This window comes from Sulfuricurvum sp. (assembly GCF_036279695.1).
Classification (GTDB): domain Bacteria; phylum Campylobacterota; class Campylobacteria; order Campylobacterales; family Sulfurimonadaceae; genus Sulfuricurvum.
Window position 1 is genome coordinate 72,057 of record NZ_DASUIQ010000065.1, and the last position, 16,816, is coordinate 88,872.

The window sequence follows — 16,816 nt, forward strand, 5'->3', positions numbered from 1 at the left end:
ATGAAAAAAGCATTTTTTATGGGAACTTTTGTTTTGTTATTAAGCGGGTGCAGCACCAACATGCAGCAGCAAATTATGCCTTTGGCTGATACACTTTTGCCGCATACGGGGATTTCAGCGGAGAAAAGAGAACAAATACTGAAAATCGGAAACTCTTTTGTCAAAAGTATCGAAGATATTACCCCCGATCAGGAGTATTACATCGGTCGAACCGTATCGGCCAAGGTTTTTTCCGAATACCAGCCCTACAAAAATCAATCGATGGATGAATACGTAACGATGGTCGGAAACCAGTTAAGCTATCACTCGGATACTCCGATAACGTTCGGGGGATACCATTTTCAGATTTTGAATTCCGATGAGATCAATGCATTTGCCGCTCCGGGCGGGTTTATTTTTATTACACGCGGAATGTTGCGCTGTGCACGGAATGAAGATCAATTAGCGGCAATTTTAGCGCATGAAATCGGACATATCAGCAACACACATGGGCTGAAAACGATTAAAAATAGCCGATGGAGCGAATTCGGATCTGTTTTAGCGGTAGAATCGGCAAAACAGTATTCGAAAAAAGATGTCGCGAAACTGGTAAGCGTGTTTGAAAACAGTATTAATGACGTTGTGAGTAATCTGATGGTAAACGGGTATTCGCGAGAATACGAATATGAAGCCGATGCAACGGCGATTAAAATTTTGGAGCGATCAGGGTATGATCCAACGGCGTTAACACAAATGCTTCATGAGATGGAAAAGAAAGTGAAATCGGGGGACAAGGGGTTTGGTTCTACACATCCATTGCCGCTGGAGAGAATTGAGAATCTCAAAGAAGCACGTTTTGAAGCCGTGCAAATTCCGATGATAAGAAATCAACGTTTTGCTAAAAACATGAAAAATATTTAATGAAAATCAAAATTTACCAAGCGGCACTATGGGCATTCGTCTGTACTCTTAGTCTCTATTTTTTTGGTAAGAGCCCGTTTCTTCAGACATTTGAAAATAAGCTATGGGATGTTCGGGTCGCGAATCTACAGAACGCGGAAGATCATGACAAAAGTATAAAACTCATTTTGATCGATCAGAGTTCGTTGGACTGGGCAAAAGAGAACTATTCGCTTTCTTGGCCGTGGCCGCGTGAAATGTATGCGAAGATTATCGACTATTGTGTTCAGCACGGGGCTAAAGCTGTCGTCTTCGATGTTCTTTTTCAAGAGCCGTCGCTCTATGGGGTGGAGGATGATAAACGGCTGATAAGCGCATTAGAACATGCTAATGGTGTAGGCTCATTCGTTTTGAGCCGTAATCAGGGGAATGATCGCCGATGGCCCTCAGAGATACTCAAACCTTCCTATCCTCCTCTCTCCGAGGATCTATCTGCTAATGCTGTCTATCCTTTGGCCTCTTTTCCGGATAGGGCTATTGCAAAGGGGTATAAACAGATCGGTTCGGTCAACTCCCACCCTGATTCTGACGGTATTATCCGAAAGGCACATCTAACCTCGGTCTTTGACCTAGGTTATGTCCCCTCATTACCTATGGCGGCTTGTTTATCGACGAAAGAGTGCGCTCCGAGCGTCGATACGGATCTGAAAATCATTAATTACTATGGACCTGCGCAAACGTATGAGACGATTAATGCGGCATCTATCGTTCAGGCTCAGTTATCGAACGAAGCGGGTGACATTCATCACGTCAAACAATATGATCTCAATCAAAGCTACGTTTTCATCGGCATGAGTGCCCCCGGTTTAATGGATTTGAAAAGTGTACCGATGCAAAATATCTATCCCGGAACGGAGATAAACGCCGCAGTTTTAGATAATATTTTGCATCAGAATTTTATCTCTGAACTCCCTTATTCTATTACGTATTCGTTGCTTTTTCTAGTCACATTCGTTACCTTTTTCGGGATACGTCATCATATATCGTTGAAGATCGGACTCCTCTACTCAGCGATACTGTTGACCCTCGCAGTCGCCTCAAGCATTGTTTTGTACTACGGCGGTTTTTGGTTCAATGTGAGTATTTTTATTTTAGGGATAATCGCGTCGTGGTTTGTGGCGTTTAGCATTAACTATTTTCACGAAGGTGCACAACGCCGTTTTATTAAAAGCGCTTTTGCACGCTACATCAGTCCGCAAGTCATTGACGAACTTATCAAATACCCCGATAGACTCCGATTAGGGGGAAGTAAAGAGGTATTGACGATTCTTTTTACCGATATTGAGGGGTTTACCGCCATTTCATCGAAGCTAGAACCGGAAGTTTTAGCCAAATTTTTGAATGAGTATTTGGGATTGATGAGTGATGTGATTTTGGAAGCCGGCGGTACGATCGATAAGTATGAAGGAGATGCGATTATCGCTTTTTGGAATGCGCCGCTGCATCAGAAAGATCATGCAAAACGTGCGGTGGCATCCGTATTGAACTGCCAACGCGCTATACAAGCCTACAATCCTATGTTAGAAAAGAAATACGGATTTAGCGTGAGAACACGCTTCGGTATACATACCGGAGAGGTCATTGTCGGAAACTTCGGTACCGAAAAGCGCTTTGATTATACGTTTATCGGGGATGCGGGGAATTTGGCTTCTCGACTCGAATCGGCGAACAAGCAGTTCGGATCGAGCTGTATGATGTCGGAAGAGACTAAAATGTGTTTGAATCGTGACGATCAAGTGATTGTTTGCAGGGAGCTTGGGACGATTCAGGTGGTCGGTCGAACGTCTGGCGTCAAGGTATTCGAACCCATCGATAGCGCACTCTCAGATGAGTATATTCAGTGGATCGATGAGTATAATAGTGCATTGGAATACTTTTATCACGCCGATTTTGAGAGGGCTTTATCTATTTTTGATAAACTCTCTTCCATCGATAGAGTGAGTGCCTCCTATGTCCGACTCATTCATAAAATCGCGACGGGAAATTTAAAATTCGAGAATGCAACATTGATTTTGGATGAAAAATAAGTTGACGTGAAAGAGGGAAAAGCAGATGTCGGATACTAACACGCAAAAAAAGAAACTAAACCCGATAAATCCTCGTGTTATCGAGTTTTTGGGGACGGCAGGGACATTGTCTCCCAACAAAGAGACCACCTGTTTGCGTGTTTCGAAACACTGTGTCATCGATGCGGGAAATCTTATTCGCGGGATGGGGCGTGATATATTTGATATTGAACACATCTTTTTGACCCATTCGCATTTGGATCATATCGTCGACATTCCGTTCGTTGCCGAGCTTTTCGTGACGCATAAAAAAACACCGTTGAAAATTTATGCGTTGGCGGAGACGCTCAACGATTTGCGCGCATTTATTTTTAACTATCGTATCTGGCCGAATTTTCAAGAGATCGATTTATTGCTGGAAAATACCAAAACCGTAGATTTGATCGAGATACTCCCCGATAGGGCCTATTCGATCGATGATATTACGATCACTCCATTTCTCAATAATCACACCGAGGGGAGCTGCGGATTTGTGATTCGACATCAGGAAGACGGGGTCTTATTTACCTCGGATACCTATAAATGCGACCGAATATGGGAGCTGCTGGAAAGCGATCATTCGATCCACTCGTTGGTCATCGATGTCTCTTTTTCGTCTGAATACGAAGCGGTCGCCCGCAACAGCAAACATTTGACTCCCGCATTACTGGCGGAGGAGCGATTAAAATCCAAAAGAGACGATTTCGCGATTTATCCGGTTCATCTAAAATCCCATTTTGAGGCGGATATTCGACAGGAGTTAAAAGAATCAAAGATTAAGGGGCTTGTCCTCAAAGAGGTGGACGATTATACGGTTCTCCCGTTTGACCCGACGGTTCCGGTGTACAAAAAAGATCACAACCACTCGTTTTCGTCCCAAATCCTGATGATCGGGACGGCACTCTCTTCGGAAAAAAATATCGATTCGCTTTTGGAACTCATCATCAAGCAGTCAAAACTCCTGACCAATGCCGATGCGGGTACGTTGTATCTGTACAATGAAACGTCCAAACAGCTTGAGTTCAAGGTGATCCAAAATGATACCTTGAACATCAGCATGGGGGGGCGATCTGAACCGATACAGTGGATACCGTTGGAAATGTATCTGCCGCTAGGGGATCAAAATCGGCATATGGTGGCAACGGTGTGTGCGCTCGATGGCTATATCATTAACATCCCCGATGTCTACGACTGCGAAGAGTATGATTTTAGCGGTACCAAAACGTTTGACGCTCAAACGGGGTATCGATCCCAGAGTATGCTCGTTATTCCGCTCAAAGATCATGAAGACAATCTGATCGGAGTGCTGCAACTGATCAATAAGCGAAACAGTTTCGGTGATGTCGTCGAGTTTGAGTTTGATGATGAAGAGTTGGCGCTCTCCATCGGTTCTCAAGCCGCCGTTGCCCTCACAAAACAAAAACTGATCAACGACTTAGAGGTTTTATTGGAGTCGTTTTTACATACGATCAATATGGCCATCGAAGAGAAATCTCCCTATACGGCGGGGCATATCGATCGGATGATGGATTTGTCGTTGTCGTTGGCAAATGCGATCAATATGGATCAGACAACATTCGCAGAGACATTCTATTCTGACGAGCAATTGAAAGAGATCAAGTTTTCGGCATTGATGCATGATATTGGGAAAATCGTCCTTCCCGAATATGTTGTGGACAAATCTACGAAGTTAGAAACCCTTTATGACCGTATTGAGACGGTTAAACTCAAATATGAACTGCTGAAACGGGATGCTCAGATCGCCTTTTTGCATTCATCCCAATCGGATGAAGACAAAGCATTGCGGGATAAGACATTGAGCGCGTTGGACGAGGAGATTGCCTTTTTGGTTGCGGCAAATGAAGGGAGCGAGTATTTTAGCGATGAGAATATTGAGAGAATCAAATCGATTGCGGCACGCCAAATCGAGTTGTTCGGAACGTGCGAACCGGTATTGAGCGAAGACGAAATCGCGAATCTCACCGTGCAAAAAGGGACATTGACGACGGAACAACGAGAGATTATCAACAATCATGCCGATATTAGTTTAAAGATGCTGCAAGCGTTGCCGTTTCCTAGAAAACTATCCCGTGTCCCCGAAATCGCAGGCGCCCATCATGAAAAGATCAACGGGTTAGGCTATCCGCGTGGATTAAAGGGGGATCAGCTGAGTATCGAGGCTCGTATTTTGGCGATCGCCGATATTTTCGAAGCACTCTCCGCCTCCGACCGACCGTATAAAAAAGCGAAAAAACTCTCTGAAATCATGAAAATCTTATCGTTTATGGCAAAAGATAATGAGATTGACAAAAATATTTTGTCGTTGTTGTATACGAGCGGTGTTTATAAGATATTCGCAACCAAATATTTGCAACCGGAAAATATTGATGAGGTGGTTTTTGAGGGGTTTTGAAGCATCTCGTTAGGGATGCTCGTTTTCTCCGTAGATCGCGTCCAAAATGCCGTCCACAAATTGGTATTTGTCAAACGGTATCAGATGCTCGGGCTGTTCTCCGACACCGATGTAGAGGATAGGAAGCGAAAGGGCGTAGGCGATCGAGAAAACCGATCCCCCTTTCGCCGTTCCGTCGAGCTTGGTGATAATGATGCCGTCCACACCTACCATTTCATTAAATGCTTTGGCTTGGGCGATAGCCGAAGAGCCTTGCGTACCGTCTAGGATGAGGATTTTGCGGTGCGGTGCTCCGCTATGGGCTTTGTCACAGATACGGACGATTTTTTTCAGCTCATTCCCAAGATTCGTTTGGGTGTGGAGCCGACCGGCGGTGTCGATGATTACCTGCTCAAATCCGCGTGCTTTTGCCGACTCGATCGTATCGTATGCTACGGCACTCGGATCGTGTCCTTGGCGAGACGAGATGATCGGGACATCGAGTTTGTCCGCCCAGCGGGTGAGTTGTTCGATGGCGGCGGCGCGGAAGGTATCTCCAGCTCCGAGGATAACCCGCTCACCCTTGTTCAAATGGTGTTGCGCGAGTTTCGCGATGGTGGTTGTTTTCCCCGCCCCGTTAACGCCGATGATGAGGGTAACCGTCGGTTTTTCAGGATTATCGGGCAAAGTATTTTGGGCATAGCTGAGGGTTGCGAGGAGTTTGGAACGGAGCTGATCGCGGGTGATGTTCTCTTGATAGAGCTCTCGGAGGATGATTTCGACCAGATCGTATTCGACATCGGCTTCGAGGAGGATATTTTCGAGTTCATCTTTGCTGATCGTCTCTTTTTTCTCAGGGATAATCGCGCTGATCGCTTCGAGTGTTTTTTGAAGCCCCTTTTTGATAAATGAGAACATGGTTATTTTCCTAATGCCATCGCGATGTCGCGATCGATGATCTCTTCTTGGGTAGCCCCTTCGTAATGGGTGACGTATTGACCGTTTTTATACAAAACCATCAAAGGGATCGGGAACTGTTGACCCACGCCGATAGTGGATGCGATCGCACGAGCGAGGTTCTGGTTATCGGCTTTGTTGGAGATCAGATACGTACCCCCTCGGTATTTTTCGCGGAACGCATCGAGTTCGGCATTGCTTTTGTCTTCTTCTATTGTGATCCCCATAACGATCAAGTCATCACCGTATTTTTTTTGCAGATTTCCTAACGCCATGACTTCAGCTTGGCAAGGAGGGCACCATGTGGCAAAAATATCAAACAAGACCACTTTGTCTTCTCCCGCATCGAGGGTAAAGTCAGCTCCCCGTTTTTCTACCGTATAACTTTTGCCTTGGGTATCCATTAACGTGAAAGCGGCGGTTGAAACCAGTGCCTCTTCGGAAGACTCTTTCTTGTTACATCCTTGAAAGAGGAGGGAGAGTGAAAATAAAGAGATTATTAAATGGGTCAAACGCATACAAAACCTTTTTTAGAGTAAAATAATGAAGATTATAACGAAGCAAAGGTAAAAAGTGACCAAAAGCGATTTTAGAGGAGAATGTCTAAAACGGTTGAAAAGTTCTAACCCCAATACTAAAACATGGCGTAATGCGAAGGTGAATCAAACATTACAGCATATCCTTCAAACATTGGATGTAAAGCGGATACTGTTTTATTGGCCGATGGGATTTGAAGCGGATATTCGCAAAACCGTACTTTCTTCGCGGACTAAAAAAAAGGTATTTTTACCGTTTATGGATGGCGTCAGTTTCAAAATGGTACCATTTAGATACCCGTTGGAACGTAAAGCTTTTGGGATTTATGAGCCGCGGAATTCGTATAGAAAATATAATTTAATAGATGTAGCTATTGTCCCTGTAGTAGGGGTAGACGGATCTTTGCGCCGAGTAGGTTTCGGTAAAGGGATGTATGATCGATTTTTTCCGACCCTAAAAACGAAACCGTTTACTATTTTTATTCAATCGTGCGCGTGTCGAACGACGTATGATATTTGTGATGATTATGATGTGCAAGGAGATCTACTCATAACTCCCTATGGGGTTCAAAGTATGAGGAAAACCAATGTTGAACGAACTACTCGTAGGAAGCGGCATCGCCGCTGTGAGCGGGTTGGTCGGATTTTTAATTTCAAAAAAGATTACCGCAGCTCATTTTGATCTCTATTTGGAACAGGCGAAAGCCAAATCCAAAGCGATCGAGAATGAAGCGCAAATGATGTTAGAACGCTCCTCGCTTCGCTCTCGAGAGATCGAGAAAGAGGCGCAAAAGCGGTACGATGAAACGTCTGAACAAGTAAAAAAAGATTTTGCTTTTCGTGAAGAGAAGATTGAACGTTCAGAACGGGAGTTTGAAAATCTTCGACAAAACGAAGTGGAAAAGCTCTCACAAGAACGTGCCGCACTCGAAAACAGACGACTTAATATTGAGCGTAATGAACGAGCATTAGAGAAATTAAAAGAAGACTACCGCCAAAAAAGTGAACAAATTAAGGTGATCGTCGAACAGCGTGCCGGATTATCGGCACACGAAGCGAAAACGATTTTATTGGATCAAATTCGTGAGAACGAACGGCTGGAATTAGCGAGAGAGCTACGCAAATTAGAAGAGCAAACCAAAGAGCAACTCAAACGCAAAGCCGAATATATTTTGGCACAGGCAACATCACGATTTGCGGGGGAATATGCCGCAGAACGACTGATTAGTGTAATCCATCTCGATGATGATGAGCTCAAAGGGCGCATTATCGGCAAAGAGGGACGTAATATCAAAACCCTCGAAATGGTGAGCGGTGTCGATATTATCATCGATGAGACACCGAATGCGATTATCGTGAGTTCATTCAACCTCTATCGCCGTGCCATTGCGACGAAAACGATTGAGCTTTTGATCCAAGACGGACGTATTCAGCCTGCTCGGATCGAAGAGGTGTACCAAAAAGTATCCGATGAGTTTGAAGAGGCGACAACGCGAGAAGGGGAAGAGGTTGTCCTTGAATTAGGGATAGGGGGTGTCCATCCTGAATTGATGAAACTGGTCGGTCGGCTCAAATACCGCTCGAGCTACGGTCAAAATGCCCTTGCCCATACACTCGAAGTGGCGCATTTAGCGGGAATTATGGCTTCTGAGATGGGGGGTGATGTCAAACTCGCCCGCCGTGCGGGATTGCTCCATGACATCGGTAAAACTCTGACCCAAGATAACGGGGGGAACCATGTTGACATCGGGGTGGAACTGTGCCGTCGCTACGGTGAAGATCCGGTCGTTATCAATGCGATTTATGCCCATCACGGTCATGAAGAGATCAAAAGTATCGAGTGTGCGGCGGTGTGTGCCGCCGATACCCTCTCCGCCGCCCGTCCGGGAGCACGACGCGAAGTGTTGGAGAGTTTCTTACGCCGTGTGAGTGAGATCGAAGAGATCGCCACTCAAAAAGCGGGTGTTAAACAAGCTTACGCGATCAATGCGGGGCGTGAAGTACGGGTTATCGTCAGTGCCCAAAATGTGAGTGACGATGAGACGACTTTGATCGCCCGCGAGATTGCCGATGAGATTTCTCAAAAAGTGCAGTTCCCCGGAGAGATCAAAGTAAGCGTTATCCGTGAAAGCAGAGCTGTCGAGTACGCGCGTTAAGCGCGAAGGCAAAAATCAATCTAAATGCTGTTCTTCAGAATCGTCATACGGATCGAGATGGATCAGTGCATGTACTGTATCGTCTGGGAAGAGATTTTTGAGAGCAAGTTCGATTCGATCTCCTACCATATGAGCATCGTAGAGTGAGGTGCTGATGCTAAATACGATATGGACGCTCATGTAAACATCGCTTCCTGAGCGTCGTGTTCGTAGATCGTGGTGAGAACTAATATCGGCTTGGGAATTTAAGAGTTTGTTGATTCGCTCAACACTTTGGGTATCGAGTGCCGCATCGAGGAGCATCAAAGTCCCCTCTTTGATCAGAGGAAATGCCGAATAGAGCATATACGCACTGATACCGATCCCTAATATCGGATCGATCAGGGGAATGTCGGTGAGGGCGATCAGTCCCAGTGCAACGAGTACCGCACCGTTGCTGAGGAGGTCCGTTTGGTAATGCAGGGCATCGGCTCGAATCACCATGTTTCCTGTTTTCTTGGCTACATATCGTAAAAATACCACCAATGCCGCAGTAATCACGATAGAAAGCATCATTACGATGATAGAGGCATCTAAATGTTCTACACTGCTTCCCTGCACAATTTTAGAGATCGACTCATAGAGGATAAAGAGGGCGGAAAGGCTGATGATCGTCCCCTCGATAACCGCGGCAAGGGGTTCGAGTTTACGTCGTCCGAAGTTGAAATGCTCATCAGGTTCTTTGTCGGAGTGGTGAAGGGCAAAGTAGTTGAACGCAGAGACGACGAGGTCAAGCAAAGAATCGATAGCCGAGGCTAATACGGCAACAGAGCCGCTGATGATACCGAATGTGAGTTTTAACGCTACCAATGTCAGGGCAACGGAACTGGAAATGAGGGTGGCTTTTTGTTCTATACGCATGGGGGCATTTTAGCCTAATATCGCTAAAATTTCGAGATTATTATGAGGAGACGGTATGGATTTAAATGCAGTTCGAGAAGAGCGCCAAAAATGGATGACATGGAAAAACATCGCTCCATTACGTGAAGCGCTAAATCAGCTCCCGCAGATCGAAGCTCAGATTGAACTGGGTAATACCGTTGCCCTCACATCGGATGAGGCGGTGGATGTAAACGAACTCGAACGTATCGCCCGCCTTATGATGCCGTGGCGAAAAGGGCCGTTTGATCTGTTCGGGCTGTTTATCGATACCGAATGGCGCTCAGACCTCAAATACAACTTTCTCCGTCCCCATTTCAATCTTCACGGCAAAAAAGTAGCCGACATCGGATGCAACAACGGCTATTATATGTTCCGTTTTCTCGAAGACGCTCCGGCAAAAGTGGTCGGATTTGACCCCTCGGCGCTCTTTAAATCACAGTTCGATTTCATCAACCATTTTGTCAAAAGCGATATTGTGTATGAACTCCTTGGCGTGGAACATCTGCCCTTTTACGAAGAGAAATTTGATGTGATCTTTTGTCTGGGGGTACTCTACCATCGAAGCGATCCCGTAGCGATGATCAAAGCATTGGGACAAGGGTTAGCCGAGGGGGGCGAGATTTATCTCGATACCTTTATCATCGACGGAGAGGAACCCGTCGCTCTTTGTCCGAGCGGAAGCTACTCCAAAATCACCAATGTCTATTTCGTTCCGACTCTCAAAGCGCTCGAAAACTGGTGTACCCGCGCCGGATTTAACTCCTTTGAGGTGTTGGGAACGGTGGTAACGACATCCGATGAACAACGCAAAACCGACTGGATAGAATCGCAAAGCCTTGAAGATTTTCTTGATCCTGCCGATAGTACCAAAACAGTAGAGGGATACCCTGCACCGAAGCGGGGATACATTCGGATTAAAAGAGGGTAAGTTTGGAAAAAGATCAACTGGATTTAATGAATGAAGAGATTCAAGTCGCGATAAACCCGCAGACAGCGCTCAATACCCATGAGAGAATCAACACCGTTTACAGCGGAGAGATCGTAAAAATGGAAGCGGGATATGCAAAAATTATGTTGGAAACGGTTGAAGCTATGCGTGCCGATGAGATAGGATTGGTGCACGGTGGATTTATTTTCAGTGCCGCCGATTTTGCCGCTATGGCATCGGTAAATGAACCTAATGTCGTATTGGCATCGTGTAACTGTTTATTCTTAGCTCCCGTACGCGTAGGGGATACGGTAACGTTTGAAGCGACGGAGCACCAAAAAGAGGGGCGAAAGCGAAATGTGACCGTTCGCGGATTTGTCCATGAAATCAAGGTATTCGAAGGGGAATTTAAAACCGTCGTAACTGAACGCCATGTTCTCCGTTTGGATCTTTTGAAAAATATCGAAGGTTAAACCATCCTCATCCAATACTCGACATTTCGTTGTTCCGCTCGAACCGATGTTGAGTTTCCATGCCCCGGATATAGGGGCTTATCGATCGTCCATGCCGCAAACTTTTTCAAACTTTCACGCATAGAGTTTGCATCGGAGTAGGGGAAATCCCATCGCCCGATAGAGCCTTCAAACAAAAAATCTCCGCTAAAGATAACATCTCCGATTTCGATCATAGAACACCCCGGACAATGCCCCGGAAAATGGTGAAATTTGACCTCAATCCCGCTGATGTCGAGCGTTTGATCACCGTCTACTTCAACATCGGGTGTTGATGGGGGGAGTTCCGGCATCCATGTGCTGTTTTTGAGGAGCATCACATCCCCTTTGGGAGAGTAGAGGGGGATATTCAGCTTTTCTTGCAGGGCACTGTTGCTCCATACGTGGTCGAAATGACCGTGAGTGTTGAGGATCGCAACAGGGTTTTTGACATTCGCCATAACCCACTCGGTCGCCCCCATCCCCGGATCGATGATGATCTCTTTGCCGTCAATTTTAACAATATAACAGTTGGTTTGATAATCGCCCATCGGGCGTTTTAGGATTTCCATAATGTGCTCTTTTTTAGTCGGATTGTAGCATAAAGATTAGCTCCACAATCCCTCTTTTGTGGTGCGTTTCATCCGTTTGATAGCGAGTTCCCGTTTCAACGCACTGCTTTTATCACTGCACGTTTCACTGTACATCAGTGTTACCGGACGGCGCGAACGGGTGTATTTGGCTCCCTTTTCCGAGGAGTTATGCTCAGCGAGCCGTTTTTCCACGTCGATAGCGATCCCCGTGTAGTAGGTATCGTCACTGCACTTTAGGATATAGAGGGTGTAGGCTTTTTCGGATGATTTCATAAGCGAGAGTATACGATATAATGGCTTTTATGGAACTCTATAGCACTTTAGAAACTCTTTTAACCACCTCTGCTCCGAATGAAAAAATAGCTCTTTTCAGAGCGTTTTACGATCTCTATCGTCGCGGCGAGATCACACGCAATAGCACAGCTGAACCTATCGTTTTTAGCTACCCCTCGTATCGAAATCATTGTACGATCATCGATCCAAAAGAGGTTCCCAGACGGACAAAACTGGGTACCCCTCACGGACAAATTTTACTCCTCCATGCGATTGCCCATATCGAATACAGCGCTATCGATTTGGCGCTCGATGCGGTGTACCGTTTTCGCGGGTTGGGTGAAGCATTTGAAGATGATTGGCTCGTTGTTGCCGATGATGAGGTGCGCCATTTCGAGATGATTGAGGGTTTGTTAAAAGAGCTAGGGGGCTATTACGGCGAGTATCCGGTGCATGATGCCCTGTTTGAAGCATCTATGCGGACACTGAACCTCTACGAGCGGATGGCGGTCGTTCCGAGGTATCTCGAAGCCAACGGCTTGGACGCGACCCCTCTCATCCTTCGTAAATTAGAACCTCATAAGAGCGATCCGATGATCCAAAAAATCATGGCGGCGTTGCACGTTATACTCAGTGAAGAGGTCGATCATGTCCGTAAAGGGGATGTCTGGTTTGCCTATGCGTGCGAATGGGAGCAAAAAGAGCTCTCCAGCTATTTCGAGATCATCGAAAAATACTATCCCAACAGTTTTCCCCGCAGGATTGACATCAATTGCAGTGCGAGAAAAAGTGCCGGTTTTGATGAGGGAGAGCTGGAATGTATTTCGTTAACGAAGTGTTGACTATCTTTGATAATAAAATTAGTTATAATACAAATAGTTAATACTAAAATAAGGTTAAGCGGTGAGTAAATACGAGCTGATCAGCCGGTATTTGAGTGAATTTCTCAATCAGGAAGTTCGTAAAACCGGTTTGAAAAAAGTGGTAGTGGGTTTAAGCGGAGGGATCGATTCTGCGGTCGTGGCGGTGTTGGCACACCGTGCGTTCGGGGATGATCTGCTTTGCGTCAAAATGCCCTCACACTATTCATCTCAAAACTCTTTGGACGATGCGGATGAATTATGTAACGTTTTTTCGCTTCGTTCAGAGGTCAAAAGTATTGAACCGATGCTACGAGCGTATGAAACGTCCGATATGTCACCGCTTCGGGTCGGGAATCTCTCAGCACGGTTACGAATGGTAACATTGTTCGATATTTCGGCGCGCGAGGGGGCTTTGGTTTTGGGAACCAGTAACAAAAGCGAACTGATGCTCGGATACGGGACTCTTTATGGCGATTTAGCCAGTGCGCTCAATCCTATCGGCGATCTGTATAAAACGGAAGTGTTCGAGTTGGCTCGCTATTTAGGGGTTCCAAGCTCGATTATCGATAAGCCCCCCTCGGCAGATTTGTGGGCGGGGCAGAGTGATGAAGCGGAGATCGGCTACCCCTATGCGGATCTTGATCGTGTCCTAAAACGGTATGTGGAAGAGCGTCATACCGCCGAAGAGATGATAGCTGATGGTGAAAACCCTGAATTAGTCGGTATGATAGTAAAAAGAATTTATCAGAATCAATTCAAACGGCGTATGCCGGTAATCGCAAAATTGACGTCACGGACGCTCAATCATGATTTCAATTATCCCAGAGATATTACCCTATGAAAAAGGAACAGACTATGAGTATCCCATTTTACCGTGTTGAAGTCGGCGGAGATGAACGTGAGAAGATTGACGAAGTATTTGACGGAGAAGCACCGAACATCGTCGAAGATTTAGAAGCGGCATTTGAGTCCTATACGGGAGCCGGATATGCGCTGGCGACATCGCACGGAACGGCGGCGCTCCATTTGGCGATGTTGGCGATAGATCTCAAACGGGGTGATAAAGTACTCTGTTCGATCAATGCTTATCCGTCGGTTCCGGAAGTGGTGCGCCATTTCGATGCGGAGCCGATTTTCATCGACATTAATCCCGATACCTTTACGATCGATTTGGATAAACTCGAAGCCTATTTGGCGGAAAACAAATCCAAAAAACTCAAAGCGGTGATCGTCTCTCACGTAGCGGGTCAAAGCGTTGAACTCGATCGACTCTACGCCATGGCGAAAGAGTATGATGTCAAAATCGTCGAAGATGCTTCCGACGCGCTGGGGGCAACCTATAACGGTCAAAAAATCGGTTCTACCGGTGCCGACATCACCTGTTTTGATTTCAGTCCCCATTTGCGTCGCAACGTTTGCAACGGCGGGATGTTGGTGTGTGATGATGAAGAGATCATGGAGCGTGCGCGCTCGCTTCGCAACCACGCGATGGTGATTGATGAAGAGGGGTTGGGGTATATCTATGATGTTGTCGACATCGGAAGTCAGTATATGATGAGCCCGCTCGATGCTGCTACGATTTTGGTACAGCTTGAAAAACAAGATGAGAATATCGAACGTCAGCGCGCCATCGCCGAAATTTTTAACGAGCGTTTGGCGGATGCACCGCATATCCGTACCCCTATCGCGAATGAAGAGCATCCGTATTCGCTTTATATTATCAAGGTCGATAAAAACCGTGACTCGTTTGCACGCGAACTCGCCGCTCGCGGAATCGAGTGCGGGTTGCACTATATACCGCTCCATTTGCTCAGCTATTACAAAACGAAATACTCATTGAGAGTCAACGATTTCCCGATCGCACTGCGCAACTATCAGCAAGTACTCTCGATCCCGAATTACGCGGCTCTTAGCGATGATCAGGTTGAAGAGATCTGTGACGCAATTTTGGATGTAGCTTCTACACGCGTTTGAAACGTTTCTGGGTTCAATGGGGGGAACGCTATCTGTATAACCCCTCGCTGATCCAAAAAATCCTCTCTCTCCTCCTTTTACCGCTCAGCTGGATCTACTGTTTATTGGCCTATATCCGTTATCTGCGAAGTCGTCCTAAATCGTTTGGAATACCGGTGGTGAGTGTCGGAAATCTCATCGTCGGCGGGAGCGGTAAAACCCCGATTGTGGTTGAACTCGCCAAACATTTTGAAAAACCGGCGATCGTGTTGCGCGGTTACGGACGGCAAAGCCGCGGTATGGTGGTCGTCAAAGACAAATCGACGATCCTCTGCGATGTGATTAAAAGCGGTGATGAAGCGATGCTCTACGCCCAGATGCTCGACAGTGCGATGGTTATCGTCAGCGAGATCCGTGAACGGGCGATTGCGGAAGCGGCGTCGATGGGATGCGATGTCGTATTGCTTGATGACGGGTATGGGAAACACTCGATAGAGAAACTCAACCTCCTCATTGCCGTCCCCACCCCAAACCCGTATTGTCTCCCATCAGGGGCGTATCGGGAGAAGTTGTGGAGTACCAAAAAGGTTATCGTGATGATGGAGAGGGTCGATTTCAAACGCTCCGTTACCCTCAAAAATCCAACCGAAAAAATGGTATTGGTGACCGCGATTGCACGCCCAGAGCGGCTTGATCCTTTTTTACCGGAAGTGATAGAGAAGGTCTATTTTGAAGATCACCATTTCTTTACCCAAGGGGAGTTGGAAATGATTGTGGAGCGCACGGGTGCTACGAGCCTCTTGGTAACTTCAAAAGACTTGGTTAAAATGTCGTCTTTTAAACTCAATATCTCGGTTTTGGAACTCTCTATTGAGTTAAATGAGACGATAATTACTACAGTGAAGGATTATGTAAATGCAGCGAAAAATTGATACCGTTAAAACTCTTATGGACGCGATGCCGTTCATCAAAGAGTTTCGTGATGAGATCGTTGTCATTAAATACGGCGGGTCGGCTCAAACCTCCGATGAACTCAAAGCCAAATTTGCCCAAGACATCGTACTGCTTCACCTCGTCGGGGTGAAAGTGGTGATCGTACACGGCGGCGGAAGCCGTATCTCTCAGCTCTTGTCCGATCTCAAAATCCCGACCGAGTTTATCGACGGTGAGCGGGTCAGCACCCCTGAAGTGATGCGGATTGTCGAGATGGTACTTAGCGGCGAGATCAACAAAGAGATCACCTCTCTCCTCAACTCCTACGGTGCCAAAGCGATCGGTATCAGCGGTAAAGATGCCCATTTCTTGCGTGCCAAGCCCAAAGACGAAGCGAAATTTGGTCTTACGGGGCGAGTCGAGAGTGTGAATGGCTCGGTTATCCATAACCTTTTGCAAGAGGGTTTCATCCCCGTCATCGCTCCTATCGGGTGTGATCCTATCGTCGGTCATCCGGGATATAACATCAACGCCGACCTTGCCGCATCGGCTATCGCGGCGGCTATCGGTGCGTGCAAAGTGATCTTTATGACGGACACTTCGGGAGTGCTAAACAAAGATAAAGAGCTTTTCTCAACCCTCACTGAAGCGCAGGTTGAAGCGCTTAAAGCGGACGGTACGATTAGCGGCGGGATGGTTCCAAAAGTCGATTCATGTCTCGAAGCAGTCGATGCGGGGGTTCAAAAAGCCCACATCATCGACGGACGTATCGAACACGCGATCTTGCTCGAACTCTTCACTTCTGAGGGGGTTGGGACACAGATTACTCTGTAGTC

17 protein-coding genes are annotated in these 16,816 nt (G+C 46.4%); 12 read left to right on the top strand and 5 right to left on the bottom strand.

Annotated features, from left to right (window positions below; all coding sequences use genetic code 11):
* The 3 genes from VFW36_RS06550 to VFW36_RS06560 are packed head-to-tail and all read left to right on the top strand — an operon-like array spanning position 1 to position 5,397.
* Positions 1-900, top strand: a complete 900-nt coding sequence (locus VFW36_RS06550; protein ID WP_329658009.1) for a M48 family metalloprotease — start codon at positions 1-3, stop codon at positions 898-900.
* Positions 900-2,966, top strand: coding sequence for an adenylate/guanylate cyclase domain-containing protein (locus tag VFW36_RS06555; protein ID WP_329658010.1), 2,067 nt, complete (start codon positions 900-902; stop codon positions 2,964-2,966). The genes VFW36_RS06550 and VFW36_RS06555 overlap by 1 nt, the downstream gene beginning before the upstream one ends.
* Before the next feature lie 25 nt (positions 2,967-2,991).
* Complete coding sequence (locus VFW36_RS06560; protein ID WP_329658011.1) at positions 2,992-5,397, top strand: HD domain-containing phosphohydrolase; 2,406 nt, start codon at positions 2,992-2,994, stop codon at positions 5,395-5,397.
* A gap of 9 nt (positions 5,398-5,406) precedes the next feature.
* On the opposite strand, the gene ftsY is transcribed toward VFW36_RS06560, so the two are convergent.
* Complete coding sequence (gene ftsY / locus VFW36_RS06565) at positions 5,407-6,294, bottom strand: signal recognition particle-docking protein FtsY (protein ID WP_329658012.1); 888 nt, start codon at positions 6,292-6,294, stop codon at positions 5,407-5,409.
* Positions 6,295-6,296: 2 nt separating this feature from the next.
* The gene (locus VFW36_RS06570; protein WP_329658013.1) at positions 6,297-6,851 is read right to left on the bottom strand and encodes a TlpA disulfide reductase family protein; all 555 of its coding nucleotides are present in this window, start codon (positions 6,849-6,851) and stop codon (positions 6,297-6,299) included.
* A 55-nt stretch (positions 6,852-6,906) separates the two neighbouring features.
* Between VFW36_RS06570 and VFW36_RS06575 the strand changes: the two genes are divergently transcribed.
* Both VFW36_RS06575 and rny read left to right on the top strand, forming a co-directional pair.
* Entirely contained in the window at positions 6,907-7,551 is a 645-nt protein-coding gene (locus tag VFW36_RS06575) for a 5-formyltetrahydrofolate cyclo-ligase (RefSeq protein ID WP_329658014.1), read from the top strand.
* A complete protein-coding gene (rny, locus tag VFW36_RS06580) occupies positions 7,457-9,025 on the top strand; it encodes a ribonuclease Y (RefSeq protein WP_329658015.1) in 1,569 nt (522 codons plus the stop codon). Before VFW36_RS06575 ends, rny begins: the two co-directional genes overlap by 95 nt.
* Before the next feature lie 15 nt (positions 9,026-9,040).
* Here rny and VFW36_RS06585 read toward each other — a convergent pair whose 3' ends face one another.
* Positions 9,041-9,925 (bottom strand): cation diffusion facilitator family transporter, encoded by an 885-nt coding sequence (locus VFW36_RS06585; RefSeq protein ID WP_329658016.1) that lies wholly within the window; start codon positions 9,923-9,925, stop codon positions 9,041-9,043.
* A gap of 55 nt (positions 9,926-9,980) precedes the next feature.
* Between VFW36_RS06585 and cmoB the strand changes: the two genes are divergently transcribed.
* Together cmoB and VFW36_RS06595 are read left to right on the top strand one after the other, a co-directional pair.
* On the top strand, positions 9,981-10,874 hold the full coding sequence (gene cmoB, locus VFW36_RS06590) for a tRNA 5-methoxyuridine(34)/uridine 5-oxyacetic acid(34) synthase CmoB (protein ID WP_329658017.1): 894 nt from the start codon (positions 9,981-9,983) through the stop codon (positions 10,872-10,874).
* 2 nt (positions 10,875-10,876) lie between these two features.
* Positions 10,877-11,347, top strand: a complete 471-nt coding sequence (locus tag VFW36_RS06595; RefSeq protein ID WP_329658018.1) for a PaaI family thioesterase — start codon at positions 10,877-10,879, stop codon at positions 11,345-11,347.
* Here VFW36_RS06595 and VFW36_RS06600 read toward each other — a convergent pair.
* Both VFW36_RS06600 and VFW36_RS06605 read right to left on the bottom strand, forming a co-directional pair.
* Positions 11,344-11,937 (bottom strand): MBL fold metallo-hydrolase, encoded by a 594-nt coding sequence (locus VFW36_RS06600; protein ID WP_329658019.1) that lies wholly within the window; start codon positions 11,935-11,937, stop codon positions 11,344-11,346. The genes VFW36_RS06595 and VFW36_RS06600 overlap by 4 nt on opposite strands.
* 36 nt (positions 11,938-11,973) lie before the next feature.
* Complete coding sequence (locus tag VFW36_RS06605; RefSeq protein WP_329658020.1) at positions 11,974-12,231, bottom strand: GIY-YIG nuclease family protein; 258 nt, start codon at positions 12,229-12,231, stop codon at positions 11,974-11,976.
* 29 nt (positions 12,232-12,260) lie between these two features.
* Here VFW36_RS06605 and VFW36_RS06610 point away from each other — a divergent pair, with 29 nt between their 5' ends.
* From VFW36_RS06610 to argB, 5 genes are all read left to right on the top strand, one after another.
* Positions 12,261-13,073 carry a ferritin-like domain-containing protein gene (locus VFW36_RS06610; protein WP_329658021.1) on the top strand — a complete coding sequence of 271 codons (813 nt, stop codon included), beginning with the start codon at positions 12,261-12,263 and terminating at the stop codon, positions 13,071-13,073.
* Positions 13,074-13,134: 61 nt separating this feature from the next.
* Positions 13,135-13,935, top strand: coding sequence for an NAD+ synthase (locus VFW36_RS06615; RefSeq protein WP_329658022.1), 801 nt, complete (start codon positions 13,135-13,137; stop codon positions 13,933-13,935).
* 14 nt (positions 13,936-13,949) lie between these two features.
* Entirely contained in the window at positions 13,950-15,068 is a 1,119-nt protein-coding gene (locus VFW36_RS06620; RefSeq protein ID WP_329658023.1) for a DegT/DnrJ/EryC1/StrS aminotransferase family protein, read from the top strand.
* Positions 15,065-15,979, top strand: a complete 915-nt coding sequence (locus VFW36_RS06625; RefSeq protein WP_329658024.1) for a tetraacyldisaccharide 4'-kinase — start codon at positions 15,065-15,067, stop codon at positions 15,977-15,979. The genes VFW36_RS06620 and VFW36_RS06625 overlap by 4 nt, the downstream gene beginning before the upstream one ends.
* The gene (gene argB / locus VFW36_RS06630; protein WP_295014632.1) at positions 15,963-16,814 is read left to right on the top strand and encodes an acetylglutamate kinase; all 852 of its coding nucleotides are present in this window, start codon (positions 15,963-15,965) and stop codon (positions 16,812-16,814) included. Before VFW36_RS06625 ends, argB begins: the two co-directional genes overlap by 17 nt.
* Positions 16,815-16,816: the final 2 nt, after the last annotated feature.

Excerpts from the sequence above, each read along its gene's own strand:
- VFW36_RS06550 (WP_329658009.1), top strand. The coding sequence starts at position 1 with ATGAAAAAAGCATTTTTTATGGGAACTTTTGTTTTGTTATTAAGCGGG.
- VFW36_RS06555 (WP_329658010.1), top strand. The coding sequence starts at position 900 with ATGAAAATCAAAATTTACCAAGCGGCACTATGGGCATTCGTCTGTACT.
- VFW36_RS06560 (WP_329658011.1), top strand. The coding sequence starts at position 2,992 with ATGTCGGATACTAACACGCAAAAAAAGAAACTAAACCCGATAAATCCT.
- ftsY (WP_329658012.1), bottom strand. The coding sequence starts at position 6,294 with ATGTTCTCATTTATCAAAAAGGGGCTTCAAAAAACACTCGAAGCGATC.
- VFW36_RS06570 (WP_329658013.1), bottom strand. The coding sequence starts at position 6,851 with ATGCGTTTGACCCATTTAATAATCTCTTTATTTTCACTCTCCCTCCTC.
- rny (WP_329658015.1), top strand. The coding sequence starts at position 7,457 with ATGTTGAACGAACTACTCGTAGGAAGCGGCATCGCCGCTGTGAGCGGG.
- VFW36_RS06585 (WP_329658016.1), bottom strand. The coding sequence starts at position 9,925 with ATGCGTATAGAACAAAAAGCCACCCTCATTTCCAGTTCCGTTGCCCTG.
- cmoB (WP_329658017.1), top strand. The coding sequence starts at position 9,981 with ATGGATTTAAATGCAGTTCGAGAAGAGCGCCAAAAATGGATGACATGG.
- VFW36_RS06600 (WP_329658019.1), bottom strand. The coding sequence starts at position 11,937 with ATGGAAATCCTAAAACGCCCGATGGGCGATTATCAAACCAACTGTTAT.
- VFW36_RS06605 (WP_329658020.1), bottom strand. The coding sequence starts at position 12,231 with ATGAAATCATCCGAAAAAGCCTACACCCTCTATATCCTAAAGTGCAGT.
- VFW36_RS06610 (WP_329658021.1), top strand. The coding sequence starts at position 12,261 with ATGGAACTCTATAGCACTTTAGAAACTCTTTTAACCACCTCTGCTCCG.
- VFW36_RS06620 (WP_329658023.1), top strand. The coding sequence starts at position 13,950 with ATGAGTATCCCATTTTACCGTGTTGAAGTCGGCGGAGATGAACGTGAG.
- argB (WP_295014632.1), top strand. The coding sequence starts at position 15,963 with ATGCAGCGAAAAATTGATACCGTTAAAACTCTTATGGACGCGATGCCG.